Origin of the sequence: Flectobacillus longus (genome assembly GCF_030056705.1) — a bacterium.
Taxonomy (GTDB): Bacteria; Bacteroidota; Bacteroidia; order Cytophagales; family Spirosomataceae; genus Flectobacillus; species Flectobacillus longus.
In genome coordinates this window covers 19731-41479 of record NZ_JASHIC010000038.1, presented here as the reverse complement: position 1 = coordinate 41479, position 21749 = coordinate 19731, and the positions used below count along the sequence as shown (strand labels likewise).

11 protein-coding genes and 1 pseudogene are annotated in these 21749 nt (G+C 36.1%); 4 read left to right on the top strand and 8 right to left on the bottom strand.

The features are described from left to right. Positions 1-104: 104 nt before the first annotated feature. Complete coding sequence (locus QM491_RS23260; RefSeq protein ID WP_283329933.1) at positions 105-3077, top strand: SusC/RagA family TonB-linked outer membrane protein; 2973 nt, start codon at positions 105-107, stop codon at positions 3075-3077. A gap of 83 nt (positions 3078-3160) precedes the next feature. Further along, a complete protein-coding gene (locus tag QM491_RS23255; protein ID WP_283329932.1) occupies positions 3161-4789 on the top strand; it encodes a RagB/SusD family nutrient uptake outer membrane protein in 1629 nt (542 codons plus the stop codon). Between the two features lie 654 nt (positions 4790-5443). Here QM491_RS23255 and QM491_RS25570 read toward each other — a convergent pair. The 4 genes and pseudogenes from QM491_RS25570 to QM491_RS23240 form a co-directional block, all read right to left on the bottom strand. After that, positions 5444-5824 (bottom strand): annotated as a pseudogene (locus tag QM491_RS25570) (DUF1016 N-terminal domain-containing protein). A gap of 223 nt (positions 5825-6047) precedes the next feature. Further along, entirely contained in the window at positions 6048-7157 is a 1110-nt protein-coding gene (locus QM491_RS23250) for a ligand-binding sensor domain-containing protein (RefSeq protein WP_283329931.1), read from the bottom strand. Positions 7158-7605: 448 nt separating this feature from the next. Further along, positions 7606-8106, bottom strand: coding sequence for a hypothetical protein (locus QM491_RS23245; protein WP_283329929.1), 501 nt, complete (start codon positions 8104-8106; stop codon positions 7606-7608). Between the two features lie 159 nt (positions 8107-8265). Continuing rightward, a complete protein-coding gene (locus QM491_RS23240; RefSeq protein WP_283329928.1) occupies positions 8266-11655 on the bottom strand; it encodes an SMEK domain-containing protein in 3390 nt (1129 codons plus the stop codon). Between the two features lie 347 nt (positions 11656-12002). Between QM491_RS23240 and QM491_RS23235 the strand changes: the two genes are divergently transcribed. Then, the gene (locus tag QM491_RS23235; RefSeq protein ID WP_283329927.1) at positions 12003-12824 is read left to right on the top strand and encodes an SGNH/GDSL hydrolase family protein; all 822 of its coding nucleotides are present in this window, start codon (positions 12003-12005) and stop codon (positions 12822-12824) included. An 818-nt stretch (positions 12825-13642) separates the two neighbouring features. Further along, entirely contained in the window at positions 13643-17554 is a 3912-nt protein-coding gene (locus QM491_RS23230) for a M12 family metallo-peptidase (RefSeq protein ID WP_283329926.1), read from the top strand. A 489-nt stretch (positions 17555-18043) separates the two neighbouring features. On the opposite strand, the gene QM491_RS23225 is transcribed toward QM491_RS23230, so the two are convergent. The 4 genes from QM491_RS23225 to QM491_RS23210 all read right to left on the bottom strand — a co-directional run bounded on the left by QM491_RS23225 (position 18044) and on the right by QM491_RS23210 (position 21748). Continuing rightward, a complete protein-coding gene (locus QM491_RS23225) occupies positions 18044-18199 on the bottom strand; it encodes a hypothetical protein (protein WP_283329924.1) in 156 nt (51 codons plus the stop codon). Between the two features lie 103 nt (positions 18200-18302). After that, positions 18303-19622 (bottom strand): c-type cytochrome, encoded by a 1320-nt coding sequence (locus tag QM491_RS23220; RefSeq protein WP_283329923.1) that lies wholly within the window; start codon positions 19620-19622, stop codon positions 18303-18305. Positions 19623-19675: 53 nt separating this feature from the next. Then, complete coding sequence (locus QM491_RS23215) at positions 19676-21079, bottom strand: cytochrome c (RefSeq protein WP_283329922.1); 1404 nt, start codon at positions 21077-21079, stop codon at positions 19676-19678. A 228-nt stretch (positions 21080-21307) separates the two neighbouring features. Continuing rightward, a complete protein-coding gene (locus tag QM491_RS23210) occupies positions 21308-21748 on the bottom strand; it encodes a hypothetical protein (protein ID WP_283329921.1) in 441 nt (146 codons plus the stop codon). Position 21749 lies beyond the last annotated feature (1 nt).

The following is a 21749-nucleotide window of genomic DNA, read 5'->3' as shown; positions in this document are numbered from 1 at the left end:
ATAGCAAGTATTTCCTCAAATTCTTCTAATTCAATAAAATCCCAATCAAACGCTAGGAGCCTATGAAAATCAAATGGTTACTATTATGTAGTCTAGTGCTTAGTATGGAAAATCTACAGGCTAACAACCTTGTAGCAAATTCTACTAATGCCAAGTCTACTCTCGGCGCTTATACGCTAAAAGAAAAAACAATTACTGGTCAGATTACCGATGAAAAAGGCGAAGGCTTACCAGGGGCAAGTGTGGCTGTAAAAGGTACGAGTATTGGTACTAATACAGATTCGAAAGGTAATTTTACCCTCAAAATTGATGACTCGAAAGAGGCTGTGATTGTGGTGACTTATGTAGGATTTACTACTCAAGAAACTACAGTAGGTGGTCGCTCGGTAGTGAATATCCAGTTGAAAGCCGATACCAAATCATTGGATGAGGTTGTAGTGGTAGGATACGGTACACAAAAACGTTCGGACATTACGGGTTCGGTTGCTTCAGTTCCTAAAAACAGATTATCTCAATTGCCCGTTACCAACGTAATGCAAGCGGTTCAAGGCTCGGTAGCTGGGGTAAACGTTTCTCAATCTTCTTCTGTTCCTGGCTCAGAACCTTCAACAATTGTTCGTGGCCAAAACTCAATCAATGCGAGTTCAGGTCCTTTCGTAGTGGTTGATGGTATTCCTTTGAGCAAAACAGGAGGTTCATTAAACGACATCAACCCGAATGACATCGAGTCGATGGAGATTTTGAAAGATGCTTCTGCGGTGGCTATTTATGGTACAAACGGTTCTAATGGTGTTATTTTGATTACTACTAAACGTGGTAAAACTGGTAAACCATCTATCCGTTACAGCAACTACACAGGTATTGAAGATTTCTCTCATGTGCTTCGTCCTCGTAATGGTGCTGAATATTTGCAGAAATACAAGGATTATTTAATCCAAACTGGTCAAACTCAAACAAGCCCCGTACCAAACTATAATGAGTTGACGAACTATAACAAAGGTATCGAAACGGATTGGTTAGACTTGGCAAGCCAGACAGGTATCATGCAAAACCACAACTTGAGTATTTCGGGTGGTACACCAAATATCAAATACTTTATTGGTGGTGATTACTTGAATCAAAAAGGGGTAATTAAAGGATACCAATATAAAAGAATCAGCTTCCGTTCTAACTTAGATATTAATGTAACGGATTTCTTGACTGTAGGTACGTCATTGTTTATCAATAATAACAATTATGATGGCGGACGCACAAATTTATTGAATGCTTCGGCGATGAGTCCGTACGGTCAGATTTATAACAATGACGGTACTTATACGATTTACCCGATGTTCCCAGAGCAGTTGTACACTAACCCAATGTTAGGTTTGACAACTAGCCGTGTAGATGGTAATACCAACTTGAATGGTAATGCTTATGGTGAAATTAAATTCGGTGGCAAATTGACAGGGTTGAAGTACCGTATGAACTTAGGTTATTCATTTATTCCTAAACATACAGGTTCATACACTGGTCGTCAGGCAAACGATATGTTAGGTACAGCGAACTCTTTCTATTCGCAAACCAACAGTTTTACCTTGGAAAATATCCTTTCTTACACAAAAGACTGGGATAAACACCATTTGGACTTGACAGCGCTTTATTCTGCTCAACAAAGAGAGTACAACGAAGCATCAGCAAGAGCGACAGGTTTTGTAAATGATGAATTAGGTTTTAATTCAATCGGTGCGGGTGCTACTCAATCAAGTTCCTCGTATGCAGATCGTTATGGTTTAAATTCTCAAATGTTACGTGTAAACTACTCTTATGACAGTCGTTATTTGTTTACGGTAACTGCACGTCGTGATGGTTCATCAGTATTTGGTGCTAATACTTCAAAATACGGTTTGTTCCCATCTGTAGCTCTAGGTTGGAACATTATGAATGAAAACTTCATGAAAAACAATAGTATTGTTAACAATTTGAAATTACGCTTATCGGTAGGTAAATCAGGAAACGAAGCTATTTCGGTATACCGTACAATTACTACTAACAACATCGTTCGTGAGCCATTTAATGGTTTGAGTACAATTGGTGCTGTAGCTGGTAACCTTGGTAATGGTAACCTTCAGTGGGAAACTACCTTGAGCCGTAACATCGGTGTTGACTTTGGGTTCTTAAACAACAGAATCAACGGTAGTTTGGAATTGTACAAAAACAATACTACAGGTATTTTATTGCAAAGAAGTTTACCAATTGTAACAGGGTATTACAACGTATTTGACAACCTTGGCGAAACGTCAAACACAGGTATCGAATTGACTTTGAACACTCGTAATGTAACAAAAGGAGACTTCAAATGGGAAACAACAGTAGTATTTGCTTCGAACCAAAACAAAATTGTTGACTTGTACGGTGACAAAAAAGATGACTTAGGAAACCGTTGGTTTATTGGTCAGCCTATCAGTGTAATCTATGACTACAAATTGGCTGGCGTATGGCAAAAAGGCGAAGATGCTTCAAAACAAGACCCAGGCGCTGTTGCGGGAGATTTGAAATTTACGGATGTTAACGGCGATGGAAAAATCACTGCTGAAGACCGTATTATTTTAGGACAAACTGCTCCAAAATGGACAGGAGGTTTGACAAATACATTCCATTACAAAAACTTCCACTTAAATGTATTTATCCAAACAGTTCAAGGTATTACTCGTAACAACAACGACTTGACGTATGCCGATGAAACAGGTAAGAGAAATACTCCAATCGACGTAGGTTACTGGACTGCTGAAAACATGAGTCAAACACGTCCTTCATTGGCATACAAAAACCCAAGAGGATATGGATATGCATCTGACGCAAGCTTTACCAGAATCAAAGACGTAACCTTGAGTTATGTGTTTACGCCAACAATTTTGGATAAACTAGGTTTGGGTGGCTTGACGGTATATGCAAGTGGACGTAACCTTTACACATTTACCAACTGGATTGGTTGGGACCCAGAATCTTCGCAATCGCAAAGAGGTTCGGGCGACTGGACAAACAACTACCCATTAACTCGTCAATTAGTATTGGGCTTGAATGTTAGTTTGAAATAAATGTAAAGTTTGCCTGTAGCTTTTTGAAGACAAAATGGAACATTTATGCTCTTTGTCTAAATCCTAATTAAAATTTGATTTCCATGAAAAAACTAAAAAATATAGCTTTATTGGCGTTAGCAATTGGTACGGCAGCTTGTAAAGATTCCTTTTTAGCAGAAAAGCCTTTTTCATCATATACCCCAGCAACACTCAATGACTCGCTCGGCGTAGAGGCTTCTTTGGTAGGTTTGTATAACCACACGAGTACCATTTTTACTTGGTCTGACCGTCAGGGATGGGTAAGTGTTTGGCAAGTTGGAACCGACGTAGCCAATGCAACTGCTAACCAAGAAGGTATCGAAATCCCATATTATAACTACAACTTGTTGACACCTACCGACGGTGCAGCAGCTCGTACTTGGGATAGAAACTATATCTTGATTAACTTATCAAATATCATTATCAACTCATTGGATTCACCCAACTTGAAGAATATTACTTCAGTTGGTAAAAATAAAATGAGTGCTGAAGCGAAGTTTTTCAGAGCGTATGCTTACAATAACCTAGCTACTTGCTTTGGTGGAGTGCCTTTGTTGACACAAGCCTTAACTGCTCCTAAAACAGATTTTACGCGTGCTTCTATTGATGAGGTAAACAACCAAATCGTAGCGGATTTGACTTTTGCAGCAACAAATTTGCCTGATATTGAAGATGTAAAAAGCAATACAAAAGGTAAGTTGTATGGTCGTGCTAATAAGTTTATGGCTATGCAATTGTTAGGTGAAGTGTATTTGAGAATGGGCAAACCAGAGTTAGCAGAAACACAATTGAAAGCAATTATCGACAGTGGTAAATTCAAATTGGTGAAAAACAGATTTGGTATTAAAACTAGTCAAAAAGGCGATTATTACTCAGATATGTTTGTGTATGGTAACCAACGTCGTAGCCAAGGAAATACAGAAGCACTTTGGGTATTAGAACAAGAAAACCCAAGTAGCGTAGTAGGTGGTAACACTGGTAGTGCTCAGCAAAGACGTGTTTGGGGCGCAGCGTATCACAACGTAAGAGGTATGGCTTTGTCTGACTCTACAGGTGGTCGTGCTTTGGGTCGTTTGAGATTGAGTAACTGGGTTATTTACAACTTGTACAAAGATGGCGATATTCGTAACTCATCAAACAATATCCGTCGTCGCTATGTATATAACGATCCAGCGCAAACAGCAACTTATGGCAAACAAGTACCTTATGCAGGTACAGATACCTTGTTCAACTTGGCACCTCATACCACAAAATGGTATCAGTTTGATCCAAATGATACCTTTGGTTTTGCCATGATTAAAGACTATGTTTTGATGCGTTTGGGCGAGACATATTTATTGTTAGCCGAAGCACAAGTACAACAAGGTAAGTTGCAAGAAGCAGCCAATACCATCAACGTATTGCGTGCAAGAGCATTCCCGAACTATCCAGCACAAGGACAAGTTTCGGCAAGTGATATGACCTTAGACTTTATCTTGGACGAAAGAGCACGTGAATTAATCGGAGAAGAAAATCGTCGTATGACTTTGATGCGTACCAAAAAACTAGTTGACCGTGTAAAACGTTTGAATGCTAGTAGCGCAGTAAACCCAGTTCAAGGTATCGCAGACAAGCATTTGTTATTACCTATTCCATTAAATGAAATCCAGTTGAACAAGGATGCTGTTCTTCAACAAAACCCTGGCTATTAAGTATTAGTGCTGAATTATGAGTTGTGAATGTAATTTTTAATTATCAATATTTTACACTCAAAACTGATCAATTCTTATTTTACATAATTACTTAATTGGACTTTAAAGAGCCCGCTTTTGGCCAGCAAGATTGTTAAGCTTTAATGCTGGATTATTGTAAAACCTAAAGTATTAAGAGAGCGAATACTTTATGGGCAATAATTCAATTGTAGCTCTCCGCATCCCAAATTTCTAGATGGCGCAAGCGTAAGCTTGTGCCATTTTTTGTTCCACCTAACTAGTTCGAGTCTGAAGACTTGGACTCATTTTTTCCAAGGTTTAAAACTTTGCTGGAAGAGTAAAGTGCTTCAAAAAGATTATAATGTGTGTGCGTTCAAGTTTGAAAACTTGACAAAAAAATAGATCCAAGTTATAGACTTGAACCAGATGTATTTAATGTTAATTGCAGTTTTTCAACGGCGTTTTCTGTAATGGTTTCCCGTACTTGGATTCTTATACTTTCCTCCTTTATGAGAACTTCCTCTACCACCTTTATAATGCCCTCTTTGTGCAGAGACTTGGGTTGTTGTCAGTATGGTCATTGCAAATGCAATTAGCAATCCAATTAAAGTCGATTTTTTTAACATGATTTTGAAATTTATTGGTGACTAAATATTAATTACTCTTGTAAGCTCCCCCAAAAATTGTACAGTTTAAAAATTCAAATGCGTAGCTGTCTTTAAAGGTTTTGGAAAGGTCATTATTATTTTCTTTCACCACTGGTGAGAGTTTTGAGAAGTCTTTGTAAGTCTCGTAAAACTGCTTCATTCTCCAAATATTTTTATCGGAAAAACCTATTATTTCTGGTTCGTATGTCTGTATAAAATTGGCTAATTCTGACACAAAAGTGTCGCCCAATTCTGATTATTTTATTTTCTTGCTGATACATTCTCCAATATTCCAATAAAGATTTATGAGTTCAGCGTTTACGGCTCTGATAGCATTAGTCTGAGATTGTTTGATTAGCTGAATTATATCCTCAAAACGATTGTCCATTGTGTATTTCATTGTGCTACAAATTTCTATTTTTTTCAGTCGTAGCTCTCCTATGGAATCGGTTTTCTAACGAATAGGGCTTGCCGAAGTGGTGGATTTCAAGCACCGAAGTTCAAATTTATTACAATAGTTTATTAGAATTCCAAATGTTCAATTTAGAACTTCTGTCACCATTTGGGCAAACCCTTCTTAGCTACTGCCATACTTTTCAATTCATTTGTGATTATTCTGAAAAAGTTTCAAATGTTTGTCCATTGTAGCGATATAGTCCACAATTTCGAGTTCCTACCCAAATAGTACCATTTTTACTTTCTAAAATTAAGGTTACGGATGTGTTACTTAATCCATCTTTCTTTGTAAATTCATTAATTGATTTTCCGTCAAATTTCCAAAGACCGCCTGTGGTTATGTCACGGTCATTGGTATAATCAGAACCATACCAAATATTTCCTTTGCTATCTGCCAACATAGTTTGTAGTAATTCTCGTCTCAAATTTTGAGGTTGAGTATAATCTGAAAATGTTTTTCCATTATAAGTAATCATACCAAAATGCCTGGTGTTAAATAACAAAGTTCCATTCCTGTCTTCAGTTATTTTACGTACCCAAGTTTCGTTTTGTGGTTTGAATTTGGTTAAAGTTTTTCCATCAAAAAAAGCGATGCCTTCAAATGCCATTGGTCCTGAGCCAAACCAAAGGTTCCCAATTTTATCTTCAAACATACATTGCATACTTTTTAATGTAAGGTTACTATCATTGACTATAATATGATTATCTAAAAAACGAGTGAAGTTATTCCCATCGTAGCAAACAACACCGTCTACCGTACCAAACCAAAGTATTCCTTTTTTATCCTGCATAATGCTGTAAACATCATTTATCAAAGGTGGATTGGGACTTGCAAAATTAAAGGATTGATAATTTACATTTAATGAGTTTGATATTTGTTGAAATGTCTTTCCATTATAGTAACAAATACCCTTATTGGTTGCGAACCAAATGTTGCCTTTTCTGTCTTCTAATATCGAACGAATGGAATTACTATTCAAACCATCTTTTTCGGTAAATTGGATAAATGATTTTCCGTCAAAACAAAAAACACCTTCTGTACCTGTTGCAAACCAAATATTTCCTTTTTTGTCTTCCAAACCGCACGAAATGCCTTGATATTCATTTGATCCTTGTGTTTTTGTTAGCTTGTTTTTTTTACTTGTAAATGATTGTTGTTTAACAACAGTTTCATTTGACTGTTCTGTTTTTGGCTGTCCGTTACAAGATGTGAGAAATATTGATACCAACAGTAAAGAGAATATTGGATTTCTGAGTTTTGCCATTTTATTTCTGTCAGTATTTTTAGTTTGTATCAATGTTGCGTCGTTGTCGCCAATGGTTGCAGCTAACGGAAACGTCTTAGCGATGTGGCGGGTTTAGGAGCATAAAATTGTCAACCAGCGCTGAACTTGAATAAAAACACAATATACCAAGTTTGCACGCCAACCCACCATTACGCAAAACCGCAGTGCCTGTTGCACAACTTAAATATATAGAAATAACAATAGACTTCCACCTTGTTGAGAACCTTTAATTTTGCCTTGGAAAATTGCCTAAAAATGTATTGCCCAGTCAATCTAGATAGCTTGGTAAGTCTTTATGATTATTCTCTGACAACTAAAAAAATATACCTCCTTTAAATGGCTTTAAAAGAGGTTTGGAAGTGTATGCTGTAGGAGAGTTTTTAGTGAAAATATATTGTGAGATAGCTACGTGTGTTATAGGCTGGCTTTAATGCCAACTTTCGTGTTCAATTAACACTGATACCAAATAGTCTTTAGGGATTTGACAAGACATTAAGGTTCCGTGACTTAAACAAGATGCTTTATCGTCCCAAAGCATTGATTTTAAACTTCCGTCCTGAGCAAATGGTTTAAGTACTGTTGCTGTTTCAATATGTCTATTCCAATAAGCAACAAAAACTTTATTCTTAGAATTTGTCTGAAGTAGATATTTACCATTAAAAGAGTCAGCTTTAATTATTAAGCTTTCTGGTAACTCCCAACTCTTTACAACAACTCCGTTTCTAATCAGGGCAATTCTGTAACAAATTAATAAGGTTTTATAGCCCATGGGTATATGTTTGCCACATTGGTCAAACGAAAAGTCTATTAGGTTATCACTTAGATTTGAAAATCCATTAGCAGATGCAAAATAACCACCTTCAAAACTTTCGTCAAAGGGGTCGGGATTGTTTTTGGGAAAGTCGTATTTTAAAACTTGTTCTATCATATAATTTGGTAAGCTGACCGCTAAGGTTTCGCAGCTTAGCGCAGTGGCGAATTTCGGAGCACAAATGTTCAGTTTTGTACAAAAGTTCAATCGAAGAACTACTGTTGAATTTAGTACTGAACTCGCCATTTTGCCAAACTGCTGTTGGCGGAAGTTATTTCATAAAACTTCATACAATATATCTCTTATTTCATTTTTTCTCTTTTCAGATTTTGCCTTTTTCATGCTTTCAATTGTCGGCAATATTAAGTTATCATAATCTGATTTTTCTCCAACAAGGTATATTAAATATAACTTTTCGAATAAGTCTAATTTTGAGGTTGTGACTTCTGAAATGAATTTTTGTTTATCAAAATCTTCTTCTAATTCAAATTTTCTGTAACGAACTTCCCTTTGATTTTTTATCCATTGAAGTAGCTTTTTAGAATCTACGGTAGGAGTATTAAATAGAATTTTCAATGCAAAGTTTAAAACATTACCTGTGTCTATTGTTGTATGCCAGTGTATAGTGTTTTGATACTTAATAAAATTTAGGAGTGTTTCATAATTATCAATCGCAAATTCAGTTTTCGATTTTAATATTATTGGCATCAGTAAATCTAGAAATTTAAGATAAGACTCAGTTTCATCTAAGAAATACTTATTTAAGTCCTTTTCATTCAGTGGGAAAGTAATGAAATTAACTTTTTCATCTTTGATTAGTGCTAGCTTTGAGGTGTCATCTTTCTTTAAATATATTTTTGTTCCTTTGAAGTTGAATATTTCATATTCTTCTAAGCCGAAAGATTTAAATTCTACAAGTTCTTTTATTCGATTTTCTATTTTTGGTAATTTTAAACCTTTATATTCTTGCTTTAAAACTTTGACAAATTCTTTCAAGTCATCAATATCACTCATGCCAATCGAAAAAACATTAAAGTTTATAAAATCAATTCGCATTTTTTCATTTTGAATTTGTCTAATTGAAAGAAGTTTTTCCTCCTTTATTTTTTTTAAGTAATCATCTGAGGTTCTACTTTTGATGTAAGACTCAAAATCACCTTTTTTTATTGATTCAAAAGCACAATGATATTGAGTTGGTATACGCCCATCATATTCCTTTAGATATTCAGCTGAGTTTATATAAATTACAATCTCATCTCGAAACTCTGAAGAAAAAACAATTTTCGAAACAGGCATTACTACATTGTAATTGAATAGTAGTTCTTTTAATTTTGTATTATCAGATTTTAGTATTTTAATCAATTCCTCATAAACAATAGGCACTTCTGCTTTATGCATTAATATTTGCACTAAGTTGAATCTCAAAGTAGTTGATATAGTTTCGTTATTGATTTCTTTAATTATTCGTTCAATAATATAATTTTGATAAGTCTTAGTTTCAATTAGTGTTTCAATAAAGTGTTTGAATCTATACACTTCTCTATAATGATCATTTTTTTCTGAATAACTTCGTTCCGGATGAGTTAATATTTCATTGAATATTTTATCAATTATTTCAATGAAAAATGGAAACTCAATTTCTGTATCATCTTTAAGTATTTGAAGAACTATTTTGAGAGGTCGATACATTTCAGGAATTATATCATTAACGGCCAGAATATCCTTTACAAAATTAGTGGCGTACTGCCTTCCCAAACGACTTTGTTCACTAAACTTAAATAGTGATGCTGTTAGTTTAATTACTTCACTCCAAGCTGAATTAAAAACATACTCTTCAAAATTGGCCTTATGACATCCTTCTTTCCATCGTGTTTTAAATTCAAGTGCTGTAAAGTATTCTTGGAATGTTTGATGAACAAATCCAAACATCGATTCTCCATTTTCGTTTAAACCCTTTTCAAATAGAAAACCAGCATCTTCCCTTAGAAAGTCAATAATGTCTTTCAAATCTTGAGCTTCTTCTCTTGGTTTTTGGTAAGGATAAACATTTCTATATTCTTTTTGGAAAAGTGTTTTTAATTCACTTTCTGTAATTAAACCTGTTGTAAAATTCTGATGAATATGATATGAAATTGGAGCAAGAATGGCAATAAGTGTTTCTTTGTCAAAATTTGAGTTTCTTTGTGATTCCCTTTGACGAACCCAATTTTCCAGAAAAGTTGATGTGGCAATATCGTACAGAGAGGCTCTTCTTTCAGGTAATGTTCCACTTTGGTAGTGTATAAGTGTAATAATTGTAACAAGTAACGGGTTACTTGCCATATTCAAAACTGATTTATTTTGTCTTATTGAATTATAAAGTTCGTTTGCGTTTTGTTTTGCTTTTTCCAAATCATTATCAGAATTTGATACTACCGATAAATACCAATTGGTGATAAATTGCCTAATCTGCTTTTCGCCAAATTTCATTACCTCGAGATGGTTGAAGTAACCGTTTAATCTAGTTTCTTTATATCCAACAATTCTGGAGGATACGATAATTTTTGTATCAGTGTATTGAGCTATAAAAGCATTAATTCGATTTACTACAGTATGGCGAAGGCTTGTTACATTTATCTCATCTACTCCATCAACTAAGACAAGTAATTGATTACTTTCAAGTTTTTGAGTAAACAACAACTCATATTTTTTATCAATTTGATCAATGATATATTCTGAGAGGTTTTTTGCTGTTGTTGAAACATACTTTGCAAATTCACTACCTTTAATTATGACAGGAACTAAGTCGCTAAATTGACTATCTGTAGGCCTATTTGTGCAAATATTATAGGCTAAATGTTTTAAAATTGTTGATTTTCCAGAGCCAGGATCTCCTAAAACTACTAATTTGTTAAAATCATTAAGTGCATTTTCTAAGGTAAATATTATTTCTTTTTTTCCCTTTTGAAGTTCATCATTTGTTTTTCCGATTTCACTTTCGATTTTTAGCTCTAAAGGAACATAAATGTTTTCTAGATTAATTTTTACTTGAGTGTTGTTAATTTTAGGTGAAAAGCCTTTAATATCTAAAAATTTGTAGTAATTGTGAATGAATAAATCATATTCGTTTAATCCTTTACAATATAAATCCCATTTATCGAGTTCTGGTTTATTATCGGAAAATTGTTTTTCCAATAATTCGCAAACAGAGTTGATTTTATCAAGGTCGTTTTGTTTATTTAATTCTGCATATAAATCAGTTCGGTCTATTATGTTTTTCACATTAAATGTGATTTTACCATCTATTACCTTATCGATTTTAGTTTGGTCATATTTTTTTTGCTTCTCAGTTATAATCAAAATATAAACACTATCAAATCCTTTATAAAGATCATTCTCAATAAATTTAGCTAATGTATGTTTAACTTTTTCTAGGTTAGCAGTAGATGTAACTTGAAACGCAATTCTTTTAACTTTATCTCTTAAGTCAATACTTGGATAGGTTTTACCTTCAACATAATTGACATTTTCCAGATTACAGTCATAAATTTTATTTAAAACATTTATTAAAATGTTTTCAGCGTGGATATTGATGCTAAATTCCCCATTTGAATTCAATATTTTTACTTGTTCTCTAAATCGAGAAAGTAATTGTGAAACTCTGTAAAGTTGATATTCTTGGTTCATGTCTTTATAATTGCTACTAACTCCTAAATATACGAAAATACTGCTGTACCATACTTGTTGTACTTTTTTTGCTACAAATCCCAACCATTTAACTGATCGAAAGCACGCAGAGATAGTGCTCTCAATTTTTCTTTTGCCCACAGAAAAGTGAACTTGCAATTTAATGGAATTTAACTGCGGCTAACTACCGAAAAATAAGAAATGGAAATTTTTAGGGTTATTTTTGAATTTTATTAACCAAAGTCAATAGACCTTATCTTCTTAGAAGTCCTTTCGTTAACAGATATACGTCTGATGTTTTTGGTTAGATAAATATGACTTTTCGCTTTTAGACAAAAACGATCATTATGAAAACAAAACTCTTACCTCTCTTATTACTCTTCTTTATTTTAATGTCCTTTGCGCCCGAAAAACGTCAATGGGTGGCTATTGGTGATTCGATTACTTATCTCAACGATCATCCCGAGCAGACAGGCAATCGCATTACAAAGGGATATATGACTCTTATTACACAAGAGCATCCTGAACTCAACTTTATCAATCAAGGTCATAATGGCTGGACGGCTGTGAAGATTGCGGAGAAAATAGAAACCTTGAACATCGTAAAAGCGGATGTTTACACCGTTTTTTTGGGTACCAACGACTGGTGGCAAGGTAAGCCTATTGGCTCGATACAAGACTATGAAAACAGCACAGGTTATAATACTTTCTTTGGGGCATACCGAATTATTGTAGACTACTTAAAAAAACTAAACCCTGAAGCAAAAGTTGTCTTGATTACGCCAATGCAAAGGGTTGATTTTGTGTATATCGCTAATCCTAAAAATAATGCTTTCGGCTCATATCGTGCCAAAAATAATCAGCAATTGGAAGCTTTTGCGGAGGCAGTTAAGGCTATTGCGAAAAAGGAGGGATACAAATCGCTAGATTTGTATCATGAGAAAAAACTAGCACACAAAACTCTAGTAAATTTCAAAAGACTCAAAGATCCACAAACGGGGGAATACAAAAATTATCAGTTCCCAGATTTTATCGATGTGCCTTTTAATCCTGAAAAAGACGAATATCCATATCCAGTCGAGTCCATTGCGATGACTTATGATGGACTACATCCTTCCGATAAAGGCTACGAGATCATAGCCAAAAGGCTTTGGAAATTGATGAAGTAAGAGAATAAAGCTATTTGAATTTTTCAAAAGACATATTTTATTGATTAATTCTTCGTCTTACTTTTTAACTAGGTGTTCCCGCCTTGATACAAAAAGTAACCGCAGCGGCGGCCGCAAAAAAATCAAGAATTTATAATCGGAGTGGCGTACCACCTCGCTTCGCACAAACAGTATAAATTCATTGCTTACGCCAGCAATTTTACAAAAGTTTAAACAGTTTCATACTTTAAAACACACAGTCGGTATTGTTAAAAGTACCGACTTTTTTTATGTCCAAAAACTTTGTAAATAAGCCAATTCAGCTAAATGAAGAATATTTTACAGAGACGAACTATTTTATTATCCGAAATATGAGCATCACGATTTAATTATTTTGTAGTTATCCAAGAATAATAGACCTATTTGGTTGATGGATGGATTTTTGGCATAAAAAATGCGGGATTTTTACTCTAGAAAATATACGTAACGCAAACGGCTTTTTTCTAATTGAAAACAACATTACAAGTATGGATAATTTCTCCCCGCATAGGAAAATTTACCCTATTTGTATTGTCAACAGGAATCCAAACCTTTAGCCCGCCAAGCACAGGTTCTGGTCATGACTGGATATAAGTACTAGAAATTTTCTGCAACAAAATTTCTATCTGTATCTAAAATACCTCGATTTGCTTGGGGCAAAGTTTGACTTTCCCATTCTACACTACTTTAAGTTAGTTTGACGAAATCTGGACATTCCAGCATCCGCCAATACTAGAATCACAATGCCATAACGCAATGGCATAGTCAGAATTAACTTAATCCGTCGAGGTAATACAATTATGAATAAACTACCGCTCATTGTTTATTTGCTATTGTTTGCGCCTTTCTTATTTGCCCAACAAACTCAGGAGACTCCCACTTGTGGAGTAAATGACTCTCAAATGTCTGCTGATGCCCTAAGTAGAGTAAGAAATGCCCAAAAATTTATACTAGCTTCCAAAGCTTCCCGAACTACTCAAAGTGGTCCTTGGATTTGTCGTCTTGCGATAGAGATTGACTCTGAAACTTTTGAAAAGTTTGACTCAGATTCAGTTTATATCAAAAGAGAGGTGCTAAATGCCATCTCGCAGGTATCAAAGGTCTATGAAAAAGAGATGAATGTTCGGCTAGTCCCTACCGTTATCCATATCTGGAAAGATGCTCAGAAAGATCCATATCGAGGCAATCGCAATATTTATGATTTGCTGGGTTTATTCAATTCTACTTGGAACTACCAAAATGAGTTTAGAACTATAGCTACGCAGTTTGATAAAGCGCTTTTTATAACTTCAAAAAGCTTGCAGGGCGCTGCTGGGATTGCCTATTTGGGTGGTACCGAATGCGTGGTACCATGGGGACAGGCTGGGCTCGGAACGGTGGCGCATGAGTTGGCGCATACTTTTGGGGTTCCGCACACCCAAAGTTGTGAATGGCCCGAAGGCCCTTTGGATTATTGTACTCCTTCAGAAGGCTCATGCTATGATGGCGCGCTGAACACTACGGCGGGAACGATTATGAGTTATTGTGGGCCAAGACTTTCCACTTTTCATGAACTTTGTCGCTCGGTTATCCAGCAATATGCCAAGGATAATCTTCCTTCAGCGACTTCCAAGCCAGAAAGTCCTTTATTATCTGCTAATTACAACTTTCAAAGTCATGCTGTCATCGACTGGAAACCTGTAGTTACAGCAGATTATTATATTGTTCAAACGGCGTTATCTGCTAATTTTTCAACGGTACAAAAAACGGATACTGTTAATAAAAGTGTGTGGAGTTCTGCTCTTTTACGAATGGGGCAAAATTATTTACGTATCAAGGCATGTAATAGTATCGGCTGCTCTGATTGGAGCAATGCTGTTTGGAATGTTCCAACAGAAGCCGTATTGCCACCATTTGCAAAATATCCATTAACATCAACAGCCAATCTATCGACCAATTTTACTCTTACTTATACTTCGGTTCCTAATGCTTCTGCTTATGAAGTGCAAGTAGCAGCACTTTCAGATACAGATTTTAAAAACCCTATTTTTCAGACAAGTTCTTCAAGTACTTCGGTTTTGACCAAAATGAATTATTATGCCAATCAGCTCAAATGGCGTGTTCGTTCGGTGGTTGGAACTACCAAAAGTGTTTGGTCTGAAGTACAATATGTATTGGTGAGTAATCCCAATAACTATATTTCTACTAATTATCTGACAGAAAATTCTTCTCTAAAAGTGCTGGAGTATTCGGGTAATTATATCAATAATCAGTCAGTAATCAAATTGACTATTGCGACAGATTCAAGTTTCAAAAAGATTTTATGTACGAAAAGCGCTCAAAATATTGCAGCGAAATCAACTTATACCTATTCATTTTGGTTGGATTCGTTACAGAGCAATCAGACCTATTTTGTGAAGGTTGAAGAGCTATACAATGAACCCGAATATTTGTTGAATATACCAAGTGGCGTTGTATCGACTACCAAAACAAGTTTTGTGTACAAAGGACTTTCTCAGGGTACACAGGTAGCTTATTTTGGTAAAGACAACAACCCTGATTTGGCAAATTCTATCAATGCGGTCGAGATTCGAGAGAATGAAATTGTGGCGCAAAATGCCAGAGGGATTTTTACGATTCAAGTCAATAATCTACAGATAAAAACCTTTGACCATGCCAATACAACTGGTGCGATTGGGAATCAAAATTATGGTTTGTCACTTTCGGGAGGTGACCCGACTATCAAAACGATTCAGCTATTAGGAAAAAGACTTTTACCAAGTAGCTCTTTGGTGTATGCCTTAAGAAAGTTGGATCCTGTGGCAGGAAAGATGTTATCTTCTGTAGAGCTGTCAAATCCCGATAATATTTCGCCTTCGAAGTTCGACTATGCCAATCAGTTGTTTTATGGATATTCGGATGTGAAAGGGGCTTCTGTTTTTGGAAAAATAGAAAAAGATAGCTTAAAAACGCTATTTACCTACAAAAGCACCGAGTCAAATGTATATTTCCAAACACCTGTTTGGAGCCAAAATAGCATGTGGGTGGAGGTTTATAAATACAATTCTCAAAGTAGAGAACTTTGGCAATACGATTTAACTAGCAAACAAATAAAGACTTTTACGAAGGCTGAATTACCGCAACTTTCAAATGCTATTAATCAAACTTTTATGGATAGCAAAGGTGTCTTATGGGTGTTGCAAAATGGGAGAGTCCTAAGATATTCGGAGGGTGCTTGGGAGATTCAAAACTATGCTTCGTTTCTGAAACCTACCTATATCGCCGAAGATGCTCAACGTAATATTTACGTTTATGATAGTGGCAATATCTTTAAATATGCCGATCAAACATGGTCAAAAACTGGCAATATCGTATTAAATACCACTGGACTGAGTAAGATGTTGGCGGATGTAAAAGGGAATATTTGGTTTCAATATCCTAATTTTTTGATAAGATATAATACTTGTTCTGGAGCGCCCAACCAACCTAAATTGACTGCTCAGAGTCCTTCGATAGAGTATGGACAGCAAGTGCAGCTAACGGCCCAAGGCTGTGCTCAGGTTACATGGAGTTGGTCAAATAAGATAGAAGGTTCTCAACAAAAAACGTCTACTTCTGCCACGTTGATGGTAAATCCTACGGTGACCACAACCTACTCTGCTACTTGCGAAAATAGCGGTTGCACGAGTTTGCCTTCAAATACAACGGTCAATGTAATTCCTATTGTAAAATTCCAGTCTTCAGGTATTCAGACGGTATGTGCGAGTGACTCGATTAAGTTGGAAGCCAAAGTTTTTGGAGAAATTGCCAATTCAGAAAGTTTTGTCATGCAGGTGAAATTGGCAAATGGTGCTTCTCAAACCATCAAGCCGATTAAACAGGAATTAATAGGTACTCAAACTTATCGTATTACAGATTTATCGCAAAGATTTGGTACGGGTGTTTTTCAGGTAAGTTTGCGAGGACTAACTACAGGTTTGTTGTCAAAAGATACGCTGACAGGAAAAATTGCCAGCTTGCCAGCGGTATCTGCAATGGGCGATACTACCTGCGCAGGTGAACCTGCTCAGATAAGCGTCCGAGGGGGAAGTACTTATCAGTGGTCGGGACCAAACGGTTTTTCTTCGTCCAATAGCTCAATCGTATTTAGTAAAACTCAAACCGAAAATTCAGGAACTTACCTTATTAAGGTAACTGACGATAACGGCTGTACCAATACTACCAAAACAGTTTTGTTAGTAAAACCATCACCCAAAATAGAGGCAACCTTCAATGAAGACATTATCAATCATACTTTGACTCTATCTGCCTCAGGTGGGGTAAACTATCTCTGGCAAGGGCCTAATCAATTTACTTCTACGAATGCAAAACCTATCATTGAGAATGTTACTGCTGCATACAACGGAACCTATACGGTTCGAGCATGGGGTGGTAATAGCTGTACCAATTATGCCCAACTCAAAGTAGCTTTAGCCATGCCACTTGGTTTTGAAGGAGAAATCAATCAGAGTTTGTCAGCCTTTCCCAATCCAGCGAAGGATGTTGTAACCTTAAAAAGTACTCTGCAAGGAGAAGTTGATGTGAAGTTGGTAGATATGCTGGGTAATATTGTTTTCGAATGCTCATTTAGAGAATCTACCAAAGTCTCAACGGCCGACTTGAATCGAGGAGTATATCTGGTCTGGTTTCAATCGAATAAGGATCGTGTTTCACAGAAATTGATTTTAGAGTAGAGAATTGATTGAGTGAATGGTGATTGAGCGATTTAGTGATTATTTTTAATAGATATTTTACTAGTAGAGATGCAATGCTTTGCGTCTAAGATAAGTATTCGTGCAAAATATAATTCAATAAACAGAATTACCTTGTATTCCTTTGTAAAAGCTCCTACGGAGCTGATGAAAAGATTGGTTTTTGAAAAAATCTAATAAGCAAGTATTAATGCAGAATATCATCAAGGTTTTTAGCATTTAAAAGGCGGTCGAAATTAGTTTTTCAACCGCCTTCTTTGATACTATATTTCAAAATAATACCTCATGGAGACGCAATCATTGCGTCTCTACGAGCGGAATGGAGATAAATAATCACTCATTCGCTCCATCACTAAATCACTCAATGAGCTTTAGGAAGCTTTCAGTGCGACAATAAGGACAAAAATCATTGACGCTAGTAGTATCAATAATAAAACCAATGCTCCGAATGACCTTTTGAGATGCCTTGAATTAGGCTTTTTCTTTTTCATGTGTAAAAGCCTTTAGTCGCTTCGAAAGAATGTTATCCATTTTTTCGAGAGAAGTAATATTAATTTGTATTTCAAACATAGTATATAAAATAGCAAGCGTCACGGCTGCTATGCCTACTGATAATGCGAGTATCATATTGGTAAGATGATTATATGAAAAATGATTTTGAGTAAGTATGCGGACAAAATTTATTAGATTTTGCCCGCATTTTTTTGGGAAGTTTTCTCCAAAAAACAGACTACTTTTGTTCCAAAATATAGTTGGCTACGTCGTTGATCTCCTGTTCACTCAACCCTAACGCAGGCATCTGTGGATAATCAGGACGTTTTTTGCCAGGCTTTAAAATCCAATCGTGTAATCCTTTGGCATCGTTTTTATAAATACTGACCATTTCCTTGATTGGAGGACCCACCACTTTTACATCCATGGCATGACAAGCGCTACATTTTGCTTGAAAAATAGCTTCACCAGGATTATCAGAAGCTGGTTTTTCGGCAGGAGCATTTTTCATTTCTTCCGTGGCTTTTTTGACCTCTTTCTCATAAGCAATCGTCTTCGCTTCTACTAATTTTTGGTGCGGTGCTAAAGCCGTGGCACGATAAATATGGCGTCCTGAGCCCATGAAAGTAATCGTCAGACCAAGTGTAAGGGCTACTTTCCAGAAATTATTCGCAATATCTTCTGCCTTTCCAGTAATACCTTTCCAAATCCAATACATGGCTGGCAAAGCAAAGATGACACCAGTCCCAATCGTGAAAATTAAATGCCAACTAAAACCTTTGGTAGGCAAGGTTAGCAACACTACTGGACCAATAATAAACTGTGCTGCTGAAGCGCCAAAGGTTAAAGAATAAGCCTTTTTACGAATCTCATAGCGTGTGAGTGTGGTGAAGTGATTGTCAAAATCATAACTTTTTCGACCAAAATACCAGAAAATAAATAAGCCCGTAGTGCCTAAAGATGCCAATAAGAAGTGAAAATATCTTGGGAATACATTCGGTAATGTCAAGGCATGAGCAAAGCCTTCAATGGTATTCCATTTTTCTGGAAATAGCATCAAATTGACGTTGACCAAAAATATCAATGGAATAAAAAGAAAAATTGCCACAGATAACCCCATCATCGAGATATGCAGCGCTTTGTTATTTTCTAGAATTTTCCAACTGTATTTGTGTGCGTAAGTCAACAAGAAGGCTACTGTTACCAATGGAATTACTGAAATCCAAAAGATACCTGTTAGCGCATTGGCTGAGTAAAAATAAACCGTATATAAGGTATTGATACTCAACAATGGTGCTACACCTAAGACCACTGCTAAACTCTTATTGACAGTAATAGTCTCAGCAATTTCATGCGCCAATGTATCATATTCTTTGTCTTTTAGGCCTTTTATCTGACTCCAAAGTGTGAGGATACTACCGCCTACCATCAAATTGACAAAAAGGATATGTAATAAAAATGAAAATACCAGCAGTACAATTAAAACCTCCTTTGGTAGGGGTAAATCCAAAGGTAAATCACGAGGAACTGGTGTTTGAAGCAAAATATGATTAAACATGATAGTAAAAGCTAAGTGAATGAAAATTTGAATAAGTTTTATGAATGGGCCAATTACCTCATCGAAGTTGCCTGATGGTCAATAGGCGTCCCATCTTCCTGAATATGTTTGATGTACTCAACCAAAGCGCCAAGCTCCGCCTCATTGCCAGGGAAAGGAGGCATAAAATATCTTGCATTCTCGATATGCTTGATATAGTTTTTCATTAAGTCTCCATTCAGTTTTTCGCCTGCTTTCAAACTATACATGTTTTCAAATTTGTCCACCACTGAGTTAATCCCTCGTGTGGTATGGCAGCGACTGCATGAAATCATAAATACTTGTTCGCCAGCCACAAGTTTATTTTCTTCCGTAACTTCTTTGACAGGCGAATAGGTAGCGTGAGCCAAAACACCATCTCTTTTGAAAAGTGGATAGTCTTCTTTTCTCAAAGTATTAGAGTACATATAATTGCCTATCACATAAGGTTTGCGGATAAACTCTCGGATTCGTTCAAAAATCCCTGCAAAACCAAGCATACCTATTACAGGTAGGATATACACAATGGTTGGAATTTTGAGTTTGGGTTTGAAATAGACTGTTCCAGCAATTAGGAATACCGTGGTTAGCGCACCAATAATGAATTTTACCAATAAATCATACCATGATTGAAAATCCATTGTACCTACAGCTACTGGCAAGTTTCCAATCATCAGTTCTGGAATTTTGAAGTAATACGCCAAAGCGCCAGCCAAGGTGAATGGAAGCATCAATAACATCCATAAAGCAATCTTTTTGGAAGAATCTTGCTGAAATGATGAACCGTTTTTTGTAAACAATTTGGTTAAAAACAAGCCGATTGCCCCAGCCATCAACGCTGCCAAAGGTGTTCTGAAGGCTAATTGAGGAATATATATAGGGTTAGTGAATCCAGCAATAAAGGTTTTGTTTTCGACCCAGCTTCCTGTATCCATCATAAAGCCCAAAATTGATACAATGATAGACATCGTTATCCATGAGAAAATACTAAGTGCAGCTCCTAATTTGATGTGTTTGGCCTTGGCTTCAATACTTCCCAAAGAACGCTTCCAAGAAAGATAATACAGTAAAATTAAGACCACTTCGGTCACAAATACAGTCCATTCTACGAACCAAGCGCCATAAAAAACTCTGATAAGTGAACCAATAGAGGCAGGGTTTACTAAGGACGAGGCAAACCAAATTCCAACGCCAGTCATAGCGCCGATGGTGGTGGTAATGATAAAGGCAACTGTCATGAGACGATGCGCCAATTGATCCCATTCGTTGTTTACGATGGCGTTTTTACCGCCCTTTTTGAAGCCTAGATATTCTATCCATGTTACCAAAGGAATAAATCCAACAGCAAGTCCATGATTGATTAATACGTGTAATACGGCGATAATGGCAATAAGAAGCCTGTCGCCCATGAAGTCTAAATGAAATATGGGAAAATCCATCTGAATGTCTATGTTAAATGAATAATTCGGCTACAAAAGGATGTACTTTTTACCACTTCATGCTATCCATGAAGCTGAGGTTTTAACAGATTGAAAGTACAATCCTTAGAATTAGCCAATAAATTTTGGTGGTTTCTAGGGTGTATTTGGGGTATTAACAATACCATTATTCGACAAACCAATATGATGATAGTTTGCTAAGCCAAAAGAAACCAAGAAGATAAAAAATTAGACAAAACACGGAGGATGGATAATCCGCTGGTGATAAAGGTGATGGTAGAGATTATTGTAGGAAAAGTGATTTTCGATCGATAATGATTGATAATTAGGCTTAGGAATGTCTATGCCAACTTTCTCAACAAAAAGATTAAATGCAATCGTAATAGTGGAGGGTCTGGAAGATTTTTGTTCGGTACTAGATTTTTCGTTGTTGTAATCCAGAATCAATTGAAGCTCATGTTTCCATGTTTGTTGCGTCTTGGCAATGGTACTTTCAGTGTGCGCTACCCCTTTGTTAAATTCTTCGTTGGCCGTTAATGAAAAAGCCAGTAAATGAATAATCAAACCTTGGGCAGCCATAATACAGACAATCGCCACTAGTACCGCATTACGAGCGTAACCAGCCTGACGTGGCGTTATTTTGTCAATATTGATTCCCAAGTACTTCATG